This is a genomic window from Halomonas faecis, from assembly GCF_010993975.1.
In the GTDB taxonomy this organism is placed as follows: Bacteria; Pseudomonadota; Gammaproteobacteria; order Pseudomonadales; family Halomonadaceae; genus Halomonas; species Halomonas faecis.
Window position 1 is genome coordinate 21,897 of the sequence record NZ_JAACZO010000001.1, and the last position, 15,069, is coordinate 36,965.

General features: G+C 65.8%; 18 protein-coding genes. 9 read left to right on the forward strand and 9 right to left on the reverse strand.

All coding sequences use genetic code 11. From position 1 onward, the window contains the following. Nucleotides 1–28 precede the first annotated feature (28 nt). Complete coding sequence (locus GFD32_RS00065) at nucleotides 29–532, reverse strand: HPP family protein (protein ID WP_163574082.1); 504 nt, start codon at nucleotides 530–532, stop codon at nucleotides 29–31. 94 nt (nucleotides 533–626) lie between these two features. Here GFD32_RS00065 and GFD32_RS00070 point away from each other — a divergent pair, with 94 nt between their 5' ends. After that, nucleotides 627–1,217, forward strand: a complete 591-nt coding sequence (locus GFD32_RS00070; protein WP_163574084.1) for a TetR/AcrR family transcriptional regulator — start codon at nucleotides 627–629, stop codon at nucleotides 1,215–1,217. 217 nt (nucleotides 1,218–1,434) lie between these two features. Here the strand turns inward: GFD32_RS00070 and GFD32_RS00075 are convergent, their stop codons facing one another. Continuing rightward, nucleotides 1,435–1,839, reverse strand: a complete 405-nt coding sequence (locus GFD32_RS00075; protein ID WP_205598988.1) for an NUDIX domain-containing protein — start codon at nucleotides 1,837–1,839, stop codon at nucleotides 1,435–1,437. 137 nt (nucleotides 1,840–1,976) lie between these two features. Further along, complete coding sequence (locus tag GFD32_RS00080) at nucleotides 1,977–2,573, reverse strand: cytochrome b (RefSeq protein WP_163574086.1); 597 nt, start codon at nucleotides 2,571–2,573, stop codon at nucleotides 1,977–1,979. Nucleotides 2,574–2,812: 239 nt separating this feature from the next. Between GFD32_RS00080 and GFD32_RS00085 the strand changes: the two genes are divergently transcribed. The 6 genes from GFD32_RS00085 to GFD32_RS00110 all read left to right on the forward strand — a co-directional run bounded on the left by GFD32_RS00085 (nucleotide 2,813) and on the right by GFD32_RS00110 (nucleotide 8,661). Continuing rightward, nucleotides 2,813–3,805 (forward strand): 5'-nucleotidase, encoded by a 993-nt coding sequence (locus GFD32_RS00085; RefSeq protein ID WP_163574088.1) that lies wholly within the window; start codon nucleotides 2,813–2,815, stop codon nucleotides 3,803–3,805. Next, a complete protein-coding gene (locus tag GFD32_RS00090) occupies nucleotides 3,802–4,455 on the forward strand; it encodes a flavin reductase family protein (protein ID WP_163574089.1) in 654 nt (217 codons plus the stop codon). The genes GFD32_RS00085 and GFD32_RS00090 overlap by 4 nt, the downstream gene beginning before the upstream one ends. Before the next feature lie 133 nt (nucleotides 4,456–4,588). Then, nucleotides 4,589–5,587, forward strand: a complete 999-nt coding sequence (locus tag GFD32_RS00095; protein ID WP_163574091.1) for a Bug family tripartite tricarboxylate transporter substrate binding protein — start codon at nucleotides 4,589–4,591, stop codon at nucleotides 5,585–5,587. A 64-nt stretch (nucleotides 5,588–5,651) separates the two neighbouring features. Further along, nucleotides 5,652–6,107 carry a tripartite tricarboxylate transporter TctB family protein gene (locus tag GFD32_RS00100; protein ID WP_163574093.1) on the forward strand — a complete coding sequence of 152 codons (456 nt, stop codon included), beginning with the start codon at nucleotides 5,652–5,654 and terminating at the stop codon, nucleotides 6,105–6,107. A gap of 13 nt (nucleotides 6,108–6,120) precedes the next feature. Next, the gene (locus GFD32_RS00105) at nucleotides 6,121–7,629 is read left to right on the forward strand and encodes a tripartite tricarboxylate transporter permease (protein ID WP_089685576.1); all 1,509 of its coding nucleotides are present in this window, start codon (nucleotides 6,121–6,123) and stop codon (nucleotides 7,627–7,629) included. A 3-nt stretch (nucleotides 7,630–7,632) separates the two neighbouring features. Further along, nucleotides 7,633–8,661 (forward strand): AbrB family transcriptional regulator, encoded by a 1,029-nt coding sequence (locus GFD32_RS00110; protein ID WP_163574094.1) that lies wholly within the window; start codon nucleotides 7,633–7,635, stop codon nucleotides 8,659–8,661. Here the strand turns inward: GFD32_RS00110 and GFD32_RS00115 are convergent. The 5 genes from GFD32_RS00115 to GFD32_RS00135 form a co-directional block, all read right to left on the reverse strand. Further along, nucleotides 8,630–10,012: a sensor histidine kinase gene (locus GFD32_RS00115; RefSeq protein ID WP_089685580.1), complete on the reverse strand. Its 1,383-nt coding sequence runs from the start codon at nucleotides 10,010–10,012 to the stop codon at nucleotides 8,630–8,632. The two genes, GFD32_RS00110 and GFD32_RS00115, sit on opposite strands and share 32 nt — an antisense overlap. Before the next feature lie 9 nt (nucleotides 10,013–10,021). Further along, complete coding sequence (locus GFD32_RS00120; RefSeq protein WP_163574096.1) at nucleotides 10,022–10,681, reverse strand: response regulator transcription factor; 660 nt, start codon at nucleotides 10,679–10,681, stop codon at nucleotides 10,022–10,024. Between the two features lie 246 nt (nucleotides 10,682–10,927). Further along, the gene (locus GFD32_RS00125) at nucleotides 10,928–11,434 is read right to left on the reverse strand and encodes a methylated-DNA--[protein]-cysteine S-methyltransferase (protein ID WP_163574098.1); all 507 of its coding nucleotides are present in this window, start codon (nucleotides 11,432–11,434) and stop codon (nucleotides 10,928–10,930) included. Between the two features lie 25 nt (nucleotides 11,435–11,459). Further along, entirely contained in the window at nucleotides 11,460–12,326 is an 867-nt protein-coding gene (locus GFD32_RS00130; protein ID WP_240455495.1) for an AlkA N-terminal domain-containing protein, read from the reverse strand. After that, on the reverse strand, nucleotides 12,323–12,922 hold the full coding sequence (locus GFD32_RS00135; protein WP_163574100.1) for a 2-hydroxychromene-2-carboxylate isomerase: 600 nt from the start codon (nucleotides 12,920–12,922) through the stop codon (nucleotides 12,323–12,325). Before GFD32_RS00135 ends, GFD32_RS00130 begins: the two co-directional genes overlap by 4 nt. 139 nt (nucleotides 12,923–13,061) lie before the next feature. On the opposite strand from GFD32_RS00135, the gene GFD32_RS00140 reads away from it, so the two are divergent. Both GFD32_RS00140 and GFD32_RS00145 read left to right on the forward strand, forming a co-directional pair. Then, complete coding sequence (locus GFD32_RS00140; RefSeq protein ID WP_407081060.1) at nucleotides 13,062–13,280, forward strand: RNA polymerase sigma factor; 219 nt, start codon at nucleotides 13,062–13,064, stop codon at nucleotides 13,278–13,280. A 34-nt stretch (nucleotides 13,281–13,314) separates the two neighbouring features. After that, nucleotides 13,315–13,926, forward strand: a complete 612-nt coding sequence (locus tag GFD32_RS00145) for a biliverdin-producing heme oxygenase (RefSeq protein ID WP_163574104.1) — start codon at nucleotides 13,315–13,317, stop codon at nucleotides 13,924–13,926. A gap of 113 nt (nucleotides 13,927–14,039) precedes the next feature. Here the strand turns inward: GFD32_RS00145 and GFD32_RS00150 are convergent, their stop codons facing one another. Further along, entirely contained in the window at nucleotides 14,040–14,969 is a 930-nt protein-coding gene (locus GFD32_RS00150) for a siderophore-interacting protein (protein ID WP_163574106.1), read from the reverse strand. Nucleotides 14,970–15,069 lie beyond the last annotated feature (100 nt).

Sequence of the window (15,069 nt, forward strand, 5' to 3'; positions counted from 1 at the left end):
ATGAAGCCGGCTTCGGCCCGTCTCGGTGTCAAAGCCAATAGGTGGGCCAGCGGCGCTCCGTCCCCAGGTTGTTGAGCAACAGCGCCACCAGCACCAGGCTCAGCGAGCCCGCCAGCACCGGCATCAGCAGGAAGTCATAACCGACGGCGCCGGACATCATCACCACCAGCGGATTGGCACCCGCCGGGGGATGCACCACCCGCAGCGCCTGCATGGCGGCGATGGCCACGCCGACGCCGACCGCCATGGCCAGCGGCCCGGTGCCCAGCCACTGCATGACGACCAGGCCGACCAGCGCCGAGACCAGGTGGCCGCCGACCACGTTGCGGGGCTGGGCCAGCGGCGCGCCCGGGGCGGCGAACAGCAGCACGCAGGTGGCGCCGAAGGGCGCCATGAGCAGCGGCACCTCGGTGAGCCGGGTCAGCCAGGCCACCAGGCCGATGCCGCTGATACCGCCCACCAGGCCGGAGAGGATCTGGAGACCGTCGGGGCGTGCCGGCAGGGCACCGCCGCCCTTCATCTTGTGGAGCATGGGGATTACCTCGTCAGGGTTGTGTACAGACAGGTCTGTACAGTAGTAGAGTCGACCAATCAGAGCAAGGGCCCGATGACGAGGAGGTGTGTTCATGACCAAGCGCGACGACATCCTGGCGACGGCGACCCGACTGTTCGGGGAATACGGCTATCACGCGGTTGGCGTGGACCGGATCCGGGACGAGGCCGGGGTCTCGAAGATGACGCTCTATCATCAGTTCGGCGGCAAGGAGGCGCTGGTGGAGGCGGTACTGGTCCAGCGTCACGAGCGCTTCATGGCCTCCCTGGTCGCAGCGGTCGAGTCGGCGGAAACGGCGGAGGCACGGCTGCGCGCCGTCTTCGACTGGCATGCCCGCTGGTTCGCTTCCGAGGATTTCCATGGCTGCATGTTCCTCAAGGCGACCGAGGAGTACGCCCGGGAGCCGGCCTCCCTGCTGGCGCTCTCGCAGCGGCACAAGGCCGAGGTGAAGGGCCTGGTCGAGGACATCCTCGCCGAGATGCACGGTGAGAGGGCATCGCGCCTGGCGCGTCTCGTCCAGGTGACCTTGGACGGCATGATCGTCAACGCCTACCTGTTCGGGTGGGACGCCGTGGACGACGCCTGGGCGGCGCTGGCGCCCCTGCTGGGGCTGGATCTCCGGCCCCTGGACCGCGAGGGCGAGGCGGACTGGATGCTACCCTGAGCGCGTCGCAGTGCTGGCCGACGCGGCCGATCGGCGCGACCATGTGACCAGCGCGCCGGCCGGCGTCGCTTCTCGCTGCCGCTGACCCTGGGCAAGCTGTGGGCCGAGGAGAGGGGGCTGCGCGGGACCATCCTGCACCTGCCGCTGTGAGGTGGCGGTTCACTCCAGGTGGAAGGGCACCTCGCCCGCTTCATGGGCCAGCAGCCACTGCTTGCCTCTATAGGCGGGAAGCCAATCCCGCGGCGCATAAGTGATCGAACAGTTCTGCGACCAGCGGCAGGGTGGCCAACTGGCTGGCAGGTATCCAGCGTACCTCGGCGGCGTCGTCACCGGCACGCAGGACACCGCCGATGGTGGTGGCGGCAAAGTCGTGCAGCTCATGGATGATGCCATCATCCAAGACCAGCTGTGCCGTCCATAGCCGTTGACCAATGTCGACGTGCAACCCCGTCTCTTCGAACGCTTCGCGGGCGGCGGCGGCACGTAAGCTCTCCCCGGGCTCGACCTTGCCGCCGGGAACGGACCATAAACCCGCTTCGGGCGGGTTTAGGCGCTTTACCATCAGGATGGCACCATCCTCGCGCTGAATGACGGCACACGCGGAGCGTATCGTTCTCGGCACACTTCCTCCGTTGAGGTTCGAACCACCCCAAGCCTTGGCCTGTCGCCCGAGCGTAACGCTGAAACGCGCTCTGCTGCGCTAGCCGGGGGGATGCTCGATGGCGGTGATATCGAACAGGTGGCGTGAGTCTTTGACGGTTAGGAGCGCGTTTGGCTTGGGGGTCGTGTGGTTTGGGGAGACCCCAGCATGCGCGCCAGAGTGCCATCCTTGAGCCACAGACGATGGGCCAGCGCCATCGCCACATGGCCGGCGATCAGTCCCAACAGCAGCCAGGCAAGGGTGCTGTGCAGCAGGTCGGCAGGCGCTACCATCCAGGCGATATGGCGCTCCGCTTCCGGCAGCAGTTCCTTGCCATAGAAGACCAGGTGGTCGCCCCGCCCATATTGACGCAGGATGGCCATCACCGGAATCAGGGTCAACAGCACATAGAATGCCCGGTGCACGCAGCGAGCCAGCCAGCCGCCTAGTCCTGGCGGACGGGGTGGCCGGTGCTGACGCTGGCTCCATGCCCAGGCCATGCGTAGCAGGGTCGTCAGCAGCAGCATGACGCCCAGCGAGCCGTGGGGGCCGATCGTTGCCAAAAAGAGCGTGACGGCGTTCTCACCGAGCCCTTTCCAGGCCAGCAGCACGGCGAATAGCAGCGTCACTTGCGCTGCCGTCAGCCAGTGGAGGATTCGGCTGACGAGTCCGTAGCGATTTGCAGTGTCTCGCCAGCGATTCGCGGGGGAAGTCATCGTTCAAGGCTCCACGGAATGTTCAATCGTCAGCCTTGCCCAGGCGCCAGATGGCGAGCGTGTTCCGCCATGGCTGATGATTCATGCAGCGAGAATAAAATACTAGAGTAAGTAATAATTGTTATCAATGGTGGTGGCCTGAGGCGTCGGTCAACCTGGAGAGCCGACGCTTGATTGACCGTCATCCCTGGGGCATGGTCAATCAAGCGTCGCCTTGTCATCGGCCGTGAGTGACGAGCATGCCCTACGATCTCAGTGAACGCCTGGTCATTGGCCTGGCATCCAGCGCTCTCTTCGACCTGGCGGAGTCCGATCGGGTCTTCCGCGAACAGGGGGAGGCGTCTTATCGCATCTATCAGCGCGATAACGAAGACATCCCGCTCGCGACCGGCGTGGCCTTTCCGTTCATCAAGCGCTTGCTGTCATTGAACGAGCTGAGCCCCGACGATCCCCCTATCGAGGTGGTGCTGCTCTCGCGCAACGATCCGGAAACCGGGCTGCGCGTCATGAAGTCGATCGAACACCATGAGTTGGGTATTACGCGGGCGATCTTCCTGCAGGGGCGCTATCCCCACCGTTTTATCCCGGCACTCAATATCAGCCTATTCCTGTCGGCCAATCGCCAGGACGTCGACCAGGCGATCCTGGCGGGGCATCCGGCGGGGCAGGTGCTGTCGTCGGGGGATCTCGATCTGACCGATGAGGAGGAGCTACGCATCGCTTTCGACTTCGACGGCGTGCTGGTCACCGATGAGTCGGAAACCATTTACCAGGAGCAGGGGATCGAAGCGTTTCGCGACTACGAGCGAACCCATGCCCAGGTACCGGCCGAAGCGGGCCTGCTGGCTATTTTCCTGCGTAAATTGGCCCGCATCCAGTCGCTGGAGAAGCAGCGCGAGGAGGAGACGCAAGGCCGCTATCGTCCCAGGGTCAGGGTCTCCATCGTGACCGCCCGCAATGCACCGGCTCATGAGCGGGTCATCCACACCATGCGCAGCTGGGGCGTGACCGTCAACGAGGCCTATTTCCTCGGCGGCATCGCCAAGGAACATGTGCTCGGCATCATCGAGCCGCACATCTTCTTCGACGACCAGGCGTCCCATCTCTCGGCCACCAGCGACATTCTGCCGTCGGTGCATGTACCTTTCGGGCAGCTCAATCAAGGTTTGAGCGTCGGCGAGAAGAGGCAAGGCCGACATCCTCACACATCGGGTGACGAGAATATTCCATGAGCGATTACCTGCTGGAAGAAGATGGGCTCAGCCCGGGCAAGATCTACCGACTGCTCTCGGGCAGCGTGTGCCCGCGCCCCATCGCCTGGGTTTCCACCCTGGACGCCCGGGGCAACGCCAACCTGGCGCCGTTTTCGTTCTTCAACGTGGTGAGCGTCAACCCGCCGGTGCTGGGGTTCTCGCCGCTGCTCGACGGCGACGCCAACCCCAAGGACACCATCCGCAACCTCGAGGAGGTCGGGGAGTGCGTGGTGCACATCGGCGGCGAAGGACTGGTGGCTGAGATGAACGCCACCAGCGCGGGGCTGGACCACGGCGAGGACGAGTTCGTTCACGTCGGGCTCGAGAAGGCGGCGATGGCCGGGGTCTCGGTGCCGCGGGTGGCGAGCGCGCCGGTGGCTTTCGGCTGCCGGCTGCGCGAGATCGTGCGCTTCGGCGACCGGCCGCTGGCCGGCAACCTGGTGCTCGCCGAGGTGGTGTCGATCCACGTCGACGACGCCCTGTGGGACGGCCGCCACGTCAGCGTCGAGGAGTTGCGGCCCATCGGGCGCATGGCCGGTAACGACTATGCACGCTGCACCGACCGTTTCGAGGTGGAACGCCCCGAGTCGGGCAGTGCGATGAGCGGTCAGCGGCGCGGCGGTCGATGATGTCTGCTAGGTCATTAGACCATGGTCTGAGATTGGCAGTATGCAAGGTTGGTGACAGGTTGGGCCTCTAAGGTTCTCGCTGACAGGCACATCGGCCTGACAACGAAAGCGATAACATGAGGTGAGTCACGCCATGATCGAACAATTTGCAAAACTCGGCGGAAAATCCCTGGCGGTCGGTGCCACGGCCATGCTGGCTTCGCTGGCCATGAGTGCACCGGCGGCGGCCGACTATCCCGACCGCCCGATCGACCTGATCGTCGGCTTCGGTACCGGTGGCAGTGCCGACCGGATGACCCGTGCCATGTCCAACTACCTCTCCGAGGAGCTGGAAGTGCCGGTCCGGGTGACCAACCGTCCCGGTGCGGGCACCCAGATTTCCGCGAACTACGTCCTGTCCCAGCCGGACGACGGCTATACCGTCTACGCCTCCACCTTCGCCCCTTACCTGACCAACACCATCCTGAATGGCGGGGCGGAGTACGAGATCGACGACTTCTCCTACATCAACCTGCAGTGGTTCGACCTGGATCTCATCGCCGCCAACGAGGACACCGGCTACGAGGATCTGCCGTCGTTGCTCGAGGCCATTCGCGAGAATCCCGGTGAGGTGCGCGCCTCGGTGGTGCAGGGCTCGGCCGGTCACATGATGGTGCGTCTGCTGCTCGAGGAAGCCGGCATCCCGCAGGACAACCTCAATCTGGTGACCTACAACAGCGGTGGCGAAGCACGCTCCGCCGTGGCGGGCGGCCAGGTCGATTTCACCTCCATCAGCGCCCAGGGCAGCGAGGGCATTCGCGAATTCCTCACGCCGCTGGCCATCGTCAACGACGAGCGCATCGACCAGTGGGACGTGCCCACGGTGAACGAAGCGCTGGAACCGCTCGACCTGGAAGTGCCCGTTCTGCAGGGTTCCATGCGCGGCTTTGCCGTCACCGCCGAGACCGAGCGTCAGTATCCCGAGCGTTATGAGGTCCTCGCCGAGGCGGTTCAGAATGCGCTGGCCCGCAAGGACGTCCAGGAGCACCTCTCCTCCAATGACATCGGCGGCGTGTGGGTCGGTCCCGAGCGCTCCAACGAGCTGATGAAGACCAACTTCGAAGTCTTCAAGAAGTACGCCGACCTGCTCTGAGCGAACCCTTCAGCGAAGTGCGGCCCCGGTACCGTCGTGTACCGGGGCCGCCTGGAGTCGTCCCATGTCTGCCAAGAAACGCGACTATGGGGATCTCGCGATCCTCATGGCCCTGGCGGTGTTCACCCTGTGGTACCTGCTGGATGCCATCCGAGTCTCCTCGACCGTTCAGAATCTGTTGCTCATTCTGCCGCTCTCCCTCGTGGTGCTGGCGATCGTGGCCCTCGAGGTGGTGCTGCGCGTGAAGCGGGGAACCCTGCTCCAGCGACTGGAGGAAGAGGCCGAACCGCTGCATCGGACTCTGCCCGTGGTGGGCCTGTTCGCCGCCTATGTCATCTCCCTGGAAACGATCGGTTTCGACGTGGCCACGGTGCTGTTCGTCGCGGCCTTTCTGGTGCTGAAGGGCGAGCGCAAGTGGCCGCTTCTGGCGGGCTACAGCCTGGCGTTCGGCTTCGGCGTGGCGTTCTTCTTCGCCCAGATGCTGCCGTATCCCATGCACATGCTGATCCTTCAGGGCTGAGGAGGGGAACACCATGATCGATCTTGCCGCCGTAGAGCAGGCGATGGCCCTGCTGTTCTCGAGTTTCTCGCCCTGGATGGTGGTCGTGCCGGGTATCGTCATCGGGTTGGTGTTCGGCGCGACGCCGGGGCTGCAGATTTCCATGTCGATGGCCATCTTCCTGCCGATGACCCTCTACATGGATTTCGTGCAGGCGATGCTCTTCTTGACCGCCATCTTCACCGGGGGCTCGTTCGGTAGCGGCATCCCCGCCATTCTGATGAACATTCCCGGTACGTCGTCGGCGATCGCCACGGCGTTCGACGGCTATCCCATGGCCCGCCAGGGGCGACACAACCAGGCGCTCGGCGTGGCGCTGGTATCGTCGGTGCTGGGCGTCCTGATGGGGTATCTGATCCTGTTCGTGATGATCCAGCCGCTGTCGTTCATGGTCCTGAAGCTGGGGCCGGCGGAAATGTTCGCGGTCATCCTGTGGGGCATGACGCTGATCGCCAGCCTCCGGGGCGAACAGGTCTTGAAGGGGTTGATGGCCGGTTTCGTCGGGCTGCTGGTGGGTACCATCGGCTTCAACGAGCTGGGCATGGCGCGCGGCACCATGGGGCAGGCCTACCTGCTCGACGGCGTGCCGGTGATCCCGGCGATGATGGGGATGTTCGCCGCTTCGGAGCTCTTCAAGCTGGCCAACAAGGGCTTCATCGTCGAATCCGAAGCGGCGCGAAAGGTGAAGATCTCGGAGATCTTCCAGGGCTTCAAGATGGCCGTCAGCTATCCCTGGGTGCTGATCCGAGGGGGACTGATCGGCGTCTTCGTGGGTGCCGTGCCGGGCGTGGGGTCGTCGGTTTCCAACCTGCTCTCCTATGTCGAAACCCAGCGCCGCGACGAGGATCCCGACTCGTTCGGCAAGGGCAACCCCAAGGGCGTCGTCGCCTCGGAGTCGGCCAACAGCACCTCCGAGGCCGGCTCCATGGCGACCCTGCTGGCCCTGGGCATTCCCGGCGGCGGGGCCACGGCGGTGATGCTGGCGGCCTTCGCCATGCACAACATCACCGGGGGGCCGCAGTTCATCCGCCAGCAGACCGATGTGGTCTATGCCATCATCTTCGCCAACTTCGCCCAGGTCTTCCTGCTGGTCGTCATCGGGCTGCTGTTCATCCCGCTGCTCGCCAACATCGTCAAGGTACCGATGCGTTACCTGATCCCCTCGGTGCTGGTGCTGGCGGTGATGGGCTCCTTCGGGTTGACCGGCAACATGACGGGGCCGGCCACGGTGCTGGTGTTCTCGGTGGTGGGCTGGCTGTTTCGTCACTACGGCTATTCGGTGCCGGCGATGGTGATCGGCATGCTGTTGGGGGCTATGGCGGAGAAGTCGCTGCTGCACTCCTATCAGATCAGCGGCGGCGACATCGCCTACGTGCTGGAGCGCCCCATGACGCTGGTCATCCTGGTGCTGCTGGTGCTGTCGCTGTTCGGTCAGCGCCTGGCCAAACGGATCACGCGCCGTCAGCCGCGGGCGAGCGCCTGACCGGTGGGGCAGCGTTCCGTCGTCACGCTGGCCATCGGTGTGGTGGGGGGCGGCATCGCCACCTTGGCGTCGTTGCCCCTCGCCTGGATGCTGGGGCCGCTGTTCATGGTGTTGGCCGCCTCACTGTGGGGCGTGAAAACGGGGGTCGACAAACGGCTGCACCGCAGTTCCATCGCCATGCTCGGCCTGTTCATCGGCAATCGCATCGACCTCTCCGAACTGTGGCATCTGGTGGAGTGGTACCCGAGCGTACTGGCCATGCTGGTCTACATGGTGCTGATGCTGCTCGGTGGCACCTGGCTGTTCTCGCGCAGCGGCATGAGTCGCCTGAGCGCGGTGTTCTGTTCCTTCCCGGGAAGCATGAACGGAGCCGTGGTGCTGGCCGAGCGCCTGGGGACGGACATTCGCTGGATCGCCATCACCCACGCCATGCGTTTGGTGATGGTGGTGGCCTCGGCGGCCTTGCTCGCCAGTCACATGGCGGGCGACATCGTCGTGGGGCAAGGCAATGGCGCCTCGTGGCGGGATCTCTCGCTATTGGTACTGGCGCCCGCCTGCTGGTGGCTGGGGAAGCTCCTGCGTCTGCCGATTCCCGAGTTCCTGGGGCCCATTCTGGTCGGGGCGGCCATGTCGAGCCTGGGCCATGGCGTGGTCATGCCCGATATCGTGCTGATCCTGACCTTCCTGGTTCTGGGCAGCTCGGTGGGGTCGCGCTTTGCCAATACGACCTGGTCGCGAATCGTCAGCGTGGGGCGTTACGGCGTGCTGTTCGGCGCCTATGCGGTGACGATGGCGGTGGCGTTCGCCTGGTCGATCGGCACCTTCACGGATCTCACGTTCACGGCAGCCTTGCTGGCTCTGCTGCCGGGCGGGGTGGGCGAGATGGCGGTCATCGCCGTGGCTCTGGACATCGACCCCGTCTATGTGGTCTCGCATCACGTGCTGAGGCTGCTTCTGCTGATCCTGATGGGGCCCCTGATCATCTCCCTGGGGCAGCGGATCAGCCAGCGGCCGGGGCCGTCGGAAAGGTGACCGTGACCGCCAGTCCCTTGCCCGGCGGGCTGGCGAGTTCCAGAGTGGCGCCATGGGCTCTGGCGACCTCGTCGACGATGGCCAGACCCAGGCCGCTGCCCGGCGTTTCGGGACTGGCGCGGTAGAAGCGCTCGGTGAGGTGCTGCAGCTCATCGGGCGAGACGCCCACCCCGTCGTCGCTGACCCGCAGGGCGGGCTTGCCGTCACGATGGAGCGCCGCCACGTGGATGGTGCCGCGATAGGGCTGACCGCCGCCGGCGTGCTGGCTGGCGTTCTCGATCAGGTTCTGGATCAGCCAGCGCAGCATGATGGCATCGGCCATGACGCGGCTACCGCTGTCGTTGTCGTGGAATTCGAGTTCCTGGCCGCGTTGGTAGATGCGCGCGATCGCCTCGGTGCAGGCGTCACGGCAGACCTCGCCGAGGTCCACCGGGGCCAGTGAAGCGGTGTCCACCAGTTCGTGACGGGTCTTGGCGAGGGTGAGCAACTGCTGCACCGTGTAGCCGGCGCCTTCGGCGATGCGCTCGATTTCTTGCAGGTTGCGGCGTGCCGCGGCGTCTTCGCACTGCCGGCCGGTGAGTTCGGCGAGCGCTCGAATCTCGGAGACGGGGGTGCGGAGCTGGTGGGAAACGTCGGCGTTGAACTGCTGGGTGTTGTGGATGCTCTGGCGCATTCGGGCCATCAGGCCGTTGATGCTGGCCACCAGCGCCGAGACTTCGCGGGGAACCGCGGCCTCGATGGGCTCCAGGTCGTTGGGTGAGCGCCGCCGCAGCGAGCGGCTGATCGCCTTGAGGGGAGCCAGGCCCTGATAGATGGCGAGCAGGGCGATGCTCACCGCGATCAGTCCTCCGGCCGCCACCAGGCCCGACAGCGTCAGCAGGAAGTCGTTGATCAGATCCTGACGCGTTTCGGTCGATTCCGCGACGATCACCTCGATGGTGCTGCGCTGGGTCGAGCGCTGAACGGGAAAGGTGATGGCCACGGCGCGCAAGGCGTTGCCGGCGTAGCGGGTATCGTAGAAGACCGGCTCCTCCACTGGCGTTGGTGGGCCTTCCAGGCCTTGGAAGCCGGCCAGCATCTTGCCCTGGGCATCCCGTATTCGGTAGAAGATCTTGCCTTCGCCGCGGCTGCCCAGGGTACTGATGCTGAAGTAGTGGGTGTTGATGCGCAGCTCGCCATCGACGGAGTAGACCCGCCTCTCGACGCGCTCGGCGGCGTTGAGCAGCATGGCATCGAAAGTGCTGTTGATCTGCCGGGAGAGCAGCAGGTTGCCCACGATGAGCGCGGCAACGCCGAGCAGCACGAACGGCAGGCCGATCCAGACCAGCAGGCGGGTGCGAATGGAGATCATGGCGCGCCCCTACCCATCGAGCAGGTAGCCGAGGCCGCGCACCGTCTTCAGTGCGGCATGGGTGCCGAGCTTCTTGCGCAGGCGCGAGACGTAGGTCTCGACGGCACTGTGGGTGATGGGGTCGTCGAGGCTGGAGAGGCGGTCGATGATCTGTTCCTTGCTGACCAGACGCCCCTGATTGATCATCAGGTATTCCAGCACTTCGCGCTCGCGGCGATGCAGGATGACCGGCTCGCCATTGACCAGCAGCTCGTGGCTGTCGGGCCGAAGTTCCAGCGCGCCGCATTTCAGGCTCTCGTTGCCGGCTTGCCTGGCGCGCCGCACCAGTGCCTTGGCGCGGGCCGCCACTTCGACCAGAGAGAACGGCTTGCACAGGTAATCGTCGGCGCCGACCTCGAGGCCGTGTACGCGCTGATCGAGGTCGTCGCGCGCGGAGATGATCAGAACCGGGGTGTGGTCCTGCCGGCCGCGCAGGCGGCGCAGCAGGTGGATGCCGTCGACCTTGGGCAGGCCGAGGTCGAGCAGCACCAGGTCGAAATTGGAGCCCTTGAGCAGGTGCTCCGCCGACTCGCCGTCGCTGCAGGCATCGACCTGAAAGCCCGACTCTTCCAGGAAGGAGGAGATCGAGCGGGCGAGGTTGAGATTGTCTTCGACGACGAGCACTTTCATGGCGGTATGTTATCACTTTCGGCGCTGGGGCCGTGGCCGAGCGACTCAGCCGGCCAGGTTCTTCACTGGGCGGCCGTCGAGAAAAGCCAGCAGGTTGTCGAAGGCGTCCAGGGTTCGGACGCAGTCCTGACAGTCGTCGGGGATCACGATCTTCATCATGCGGCTCCTTACCGGGGAATGTCGGACCCTAGCTTCGCCGCATTCGGCACGGCTGGCCAGCCGTCATCGGCCGCTGGTATCCGTTTCTCACTCTAGCAGCAGCGGTATTTCGCCCGCTTCGTGGGCCAGCAGCCACTGCTTGCGGCCGATGCCGCCGGCATAGCCGGTCAGCCGCCCGTCGCTGCCGATCACCCGGTGGCAGGGCACCACGATGGCGATGGGGTTCTTGCCGTTGGCTGCGCCCACAGCGCGCTGACCGCCCTTGCAACGCAGTTGCTCGGCGATCTCGGCGTAGCTGCGGGTCTCGCCGAAGGGGATGGTGGCCAGCGCATCCCATACCCGGCGCTGGAAGTCGGTGCCTTGCGGGGCGAGCGGCAGGTCGAAGGCCTGGCGGGTGCCGGAGAAGTACTCGTCGAACTGCTGCCTGGCTCGTGCTGTGAGCGCGCTCGGGCGGGGGGCTTCGTCCTCGGTGGCGACGAACTCGACCTCGGTGATGCCCTCGTCATCGGCGCGGACTCGGATCAGGCCCAGGGCATCGGCATGGGGAGGGCGGTAGTAGTCCAGAGCGTCGTGCGGCGAGGCCTCGGTGGTCATGGTAGTGGCTCCGTGGTTCGTGACACTAGGTTCGTGACAGCGTGTCGTGACACCAGAGTTGCAGGGGCAGGTAGCTGCGCCAGGGGGCGGCCGCGGCCGGGTCGGTGTCGCCCAGGTGCGGCAGGGCGCGACGCACCGCGGCGTCGCCGGCCAGCCAGATGTCGGGGTGGCCGGTGCCGCGCAGGGCGGCGTAGCGCGCCGTCCAGGGCCCGATGCCCTTGAGCGTCGTCCAGGCGAGCGGCTCGTCGCCGGCCTCTCCTGCAGCATACCAGGCCGCGAAGCGGCGCAGGGTGGCGCGGCGCGACCCGGGCATGCCGAGGAAGGCCAGATCGCTAGCGGCGATGGCCTCGGGCGTGGGAAAGCACCGCCGGCCGCCCAGCGGCTCGCCGAGGTTCGTCACCAGCGTTTCGACGAGGCGTCGCGCCGCGGTGACCGAGATCTGCTGGCCGAGGATGGCGCGCACGCCCGCTTCGAAGGGGCTCCAGGTGCCGGGCAGCCGCAACCCCTCGGTCAGCGCCAGTGTGGGCACGGCCCGAGCGAGGTGGGCCTCGACGGTGGCGGTGTCGGCGTCCAGGTCGAGCAGGCGGCGGATGCGGCGTACCACCGGGGCCTGGGCGCTCGGGGCATCCAGGGCGAGCCATACCCGGAAGGCGTGATGTTCGGGACGATGCTCGGCGGTGAAGTGGCCGCGGGCCTGTCCCCAGCGGAAAGTCCGCCCATAGTGCGCCTCGTCGACCCACTCCAGGCCGTCGATGGCCCGGCCGGCGAGGAAGTCGCGCAGGGCCGGCCAGGCATAGGGCGGGCGATACGACAGCGTCAGCGCCTCGCCGGCTTCCCCGGCGTGGCGGTGCACGCCTTCCGCAGCGGCGGTCGTGGCGTTCTCGTCGGTCAAAGCGTGTGCAGTGCCTCTTCCACCATGTCGAGGCGATCCTGCCCCCAGAAGGGTTCGCCGTCGACCACGTACCAGGGGGCGCCGAAGCAGCCGTCGTCCAGGGCGGCCTGGCAGGCATCGTCGAGGCGTTGCTGGCCGGCGTCGCCTTCCGCTTCCTCGAACAGGCGCTGCCCGTCCAGCCCGCAGGCGGTGGCGATCTCGATCAGCGTGCCGGGGGCGGCGATGTCGCGCTCCTCGGCCCAGCAGGCGCGCATCAGGGCCAGCGACAGTGCGGCGATGTCATGACCGTGGGCTTTGGCGGTGAGTGCCAGGCGAGCCGCGGGGCGGTCGTCGGTGGGAAAGTGCCTGGGCTCCGCGTTGAGGGGTACGCCGAGGCGTGGGGCCCAGCGCCGCAGCTCCACCAGGCGGTAGGCCTGACGTTCGGGGGAGCGCTGGGGCAGCGGCACGCCGCCGGTCTTGGGAAAGATGGCGCTCAGCGTGATCGGCACGTAGTCGACGTTGGCGCCGTGCCGGGCGGCGATCTCGCCGAGGCGGGCATGGCCCAGGTAGCTCCACGGCGAAACGTGGGTGTAGTAGTAGCGAACGGCGGTCGACATGGCTGTTCTCCGATGCAGGCTCGTCACAGTCTAGCAGTTGGAATTTCGCCCTGGAGTAGGGAAATGTCGGTCGATTGATAATGCATATCATTTGTACGATGATATCTATCCCTCTGATGCCACTTCGACCCCTCTTGTCATGCCTACCTCACCTCGCGCCCTGTTGCAGTTGTTCCTCAGTGAGCGGTCGCGCTTGATCAAGCGCATCGATCATCTCGTGAACAACGAAGCCGTGGCGGAAGATCTGGTTCAGGAGGCGTTCGTCAAGCTGTGGCGGCGCAAAGCTGAGTCCACGAGTGAGCGTCACGGGAAACGCCTGTCGGGGACCGTCTGGATCTCGACATCTCCTGACATATGAGGCATCACGGTATTCCCTAACGAGGAGGCTCGATATGGAAACCCTCGACCCGCAAGACGTCGCGACCTATCCTTTGAGCAAGCGACTGAAGCAGGCCACTCAGTGGCAGCACGACAGCGTTGAACGCTCGATGTCGGCGCTACGCCCTTTCGAAAGTCGCGATGGCTATGTCAGGTTGCTGACGGTCCAGTATGGCTTCCAGCGTTACATGATGGCCTTCTATCGTGATGCGGCTCTGGTCGAGTGGATTCCCGACCTGCCGGAACGTTGCCGTTATTCCGACACCCGCCGCGACTGTGAAGATCTGGGCATCGACCTGGCCGCGCTGGACGCCCAGTGCCCGCCGGCGCTACCCCTCAGTTCCCCGGCCGCTCTCGGTTGGCTGTACGTCAACGAGGGCTCCAATCTCGGGGCCGCCTTCCTGTTCAATAGTGCCGTCGAGCTGGGGATGTCGGAATCCTTCGGCGCACGCCATCTGGCACCCCGGGAGACGGGGCGAGGCTTGCACTGGCGCACCTTCACCCGGTACCTGGATGCGATACCGCTGAGCGATTCCGAAAAGGCCTGGGCCATCGCCGGAGCCCGCGACGCCTTCGTCCATGTCGAATCTCTGGCTCGCCCGCTTGCGCACATATCGAACGAGTAGCGAGAGCTTTTACCGAGAGATGTCACCAGCGGATGCGGTTGACGTGTCCTACGTGGTCCGGCATCGAACGTTCCGGCCAGGAAGCTGGCAGGTGCACAGCAGCGTAACGAGGCTCAACCGATGGCTTTGCCCTCTCGCCAGTAGCCCATGCTGGTGACGTAGCGCTTGGGCAGGCCGCACTCGTTGACCAGGTAGCGGCGAATGCTTCTTGCCACGCGGGTTTCCGCGGCGATCCAGGCATAGAAGGGCGCGGTGTCATCGAGGGTCGCCGCCTTCCAGAAGGGGCGCTCGTCGTCGAGGTCGTCGGGGGCGTCCGCGGTTTCGGGGGTGCCACCTAGGGCGCGGATCTCGTCGCTGAGGTCGATATTCTGTACGGCCTGAAGCAAGCGCTCGCCGTGGCTGCACCCCGGTTCCGCTTCGCGCGGCAGCCAGTGCAGCTTGGCGCCGTGCGCCAGCGGCTGGATGTCGGCATCGAGCGGAACCTCGACCAGGGCCTCGACCCTGGGGCGTTGGGAGCGCGACGCCAGGCTCTCCAGTATGCCGGCCGCCGCCGGCAGGGCGGTTTCGTCGGCGACGATGAGCACCCGCCGCACATCGCGCGGCGGCTTCCATTCGAAGCCCAGCGCCGGGGCTTCGGCATCGGCGACGGGTGCGGTCATGGCCAGGCGGTCGCCGGGGCGGGCGCGCAACGCCCAGCGCGAGGCGGGGCCGGTGTCGCCGTGCAGCACGAATTCCACGTCGACCTCGCCCCGCTCCGGGCGCAGGGCGCGAATGGTGTAGGTGCGCATCGGCGGTCGCTCCTGCTCGGGCAGGGCGCGATAGGCACCGTACCAGTCATGCGTTTCCCGCTTGGCGATCTCGAAGAGCCTCTCGAGGTCGCCGTCGGCCGTGGGGAAGAAGAGCTTGATGCGTTGGTCGGGCGCATGGGTGGCCATTTGGCCGACGTCCGGACCGGTGAAGGTGAACCTGACCAGCGACGCGCCGACCTGGGTGCGCCGTGCCAGGGTGATATCGAAGAGGCGATAGCTGCTGCGTCCGGCCATGACATGGAACTCCTGTTGGGAGAGTCGAACACTACCAATGATAATAATGATTCTCAATGCTTGGTCGGTTTGAGGGGCCGTGCCGGCTAACGCGTCATGT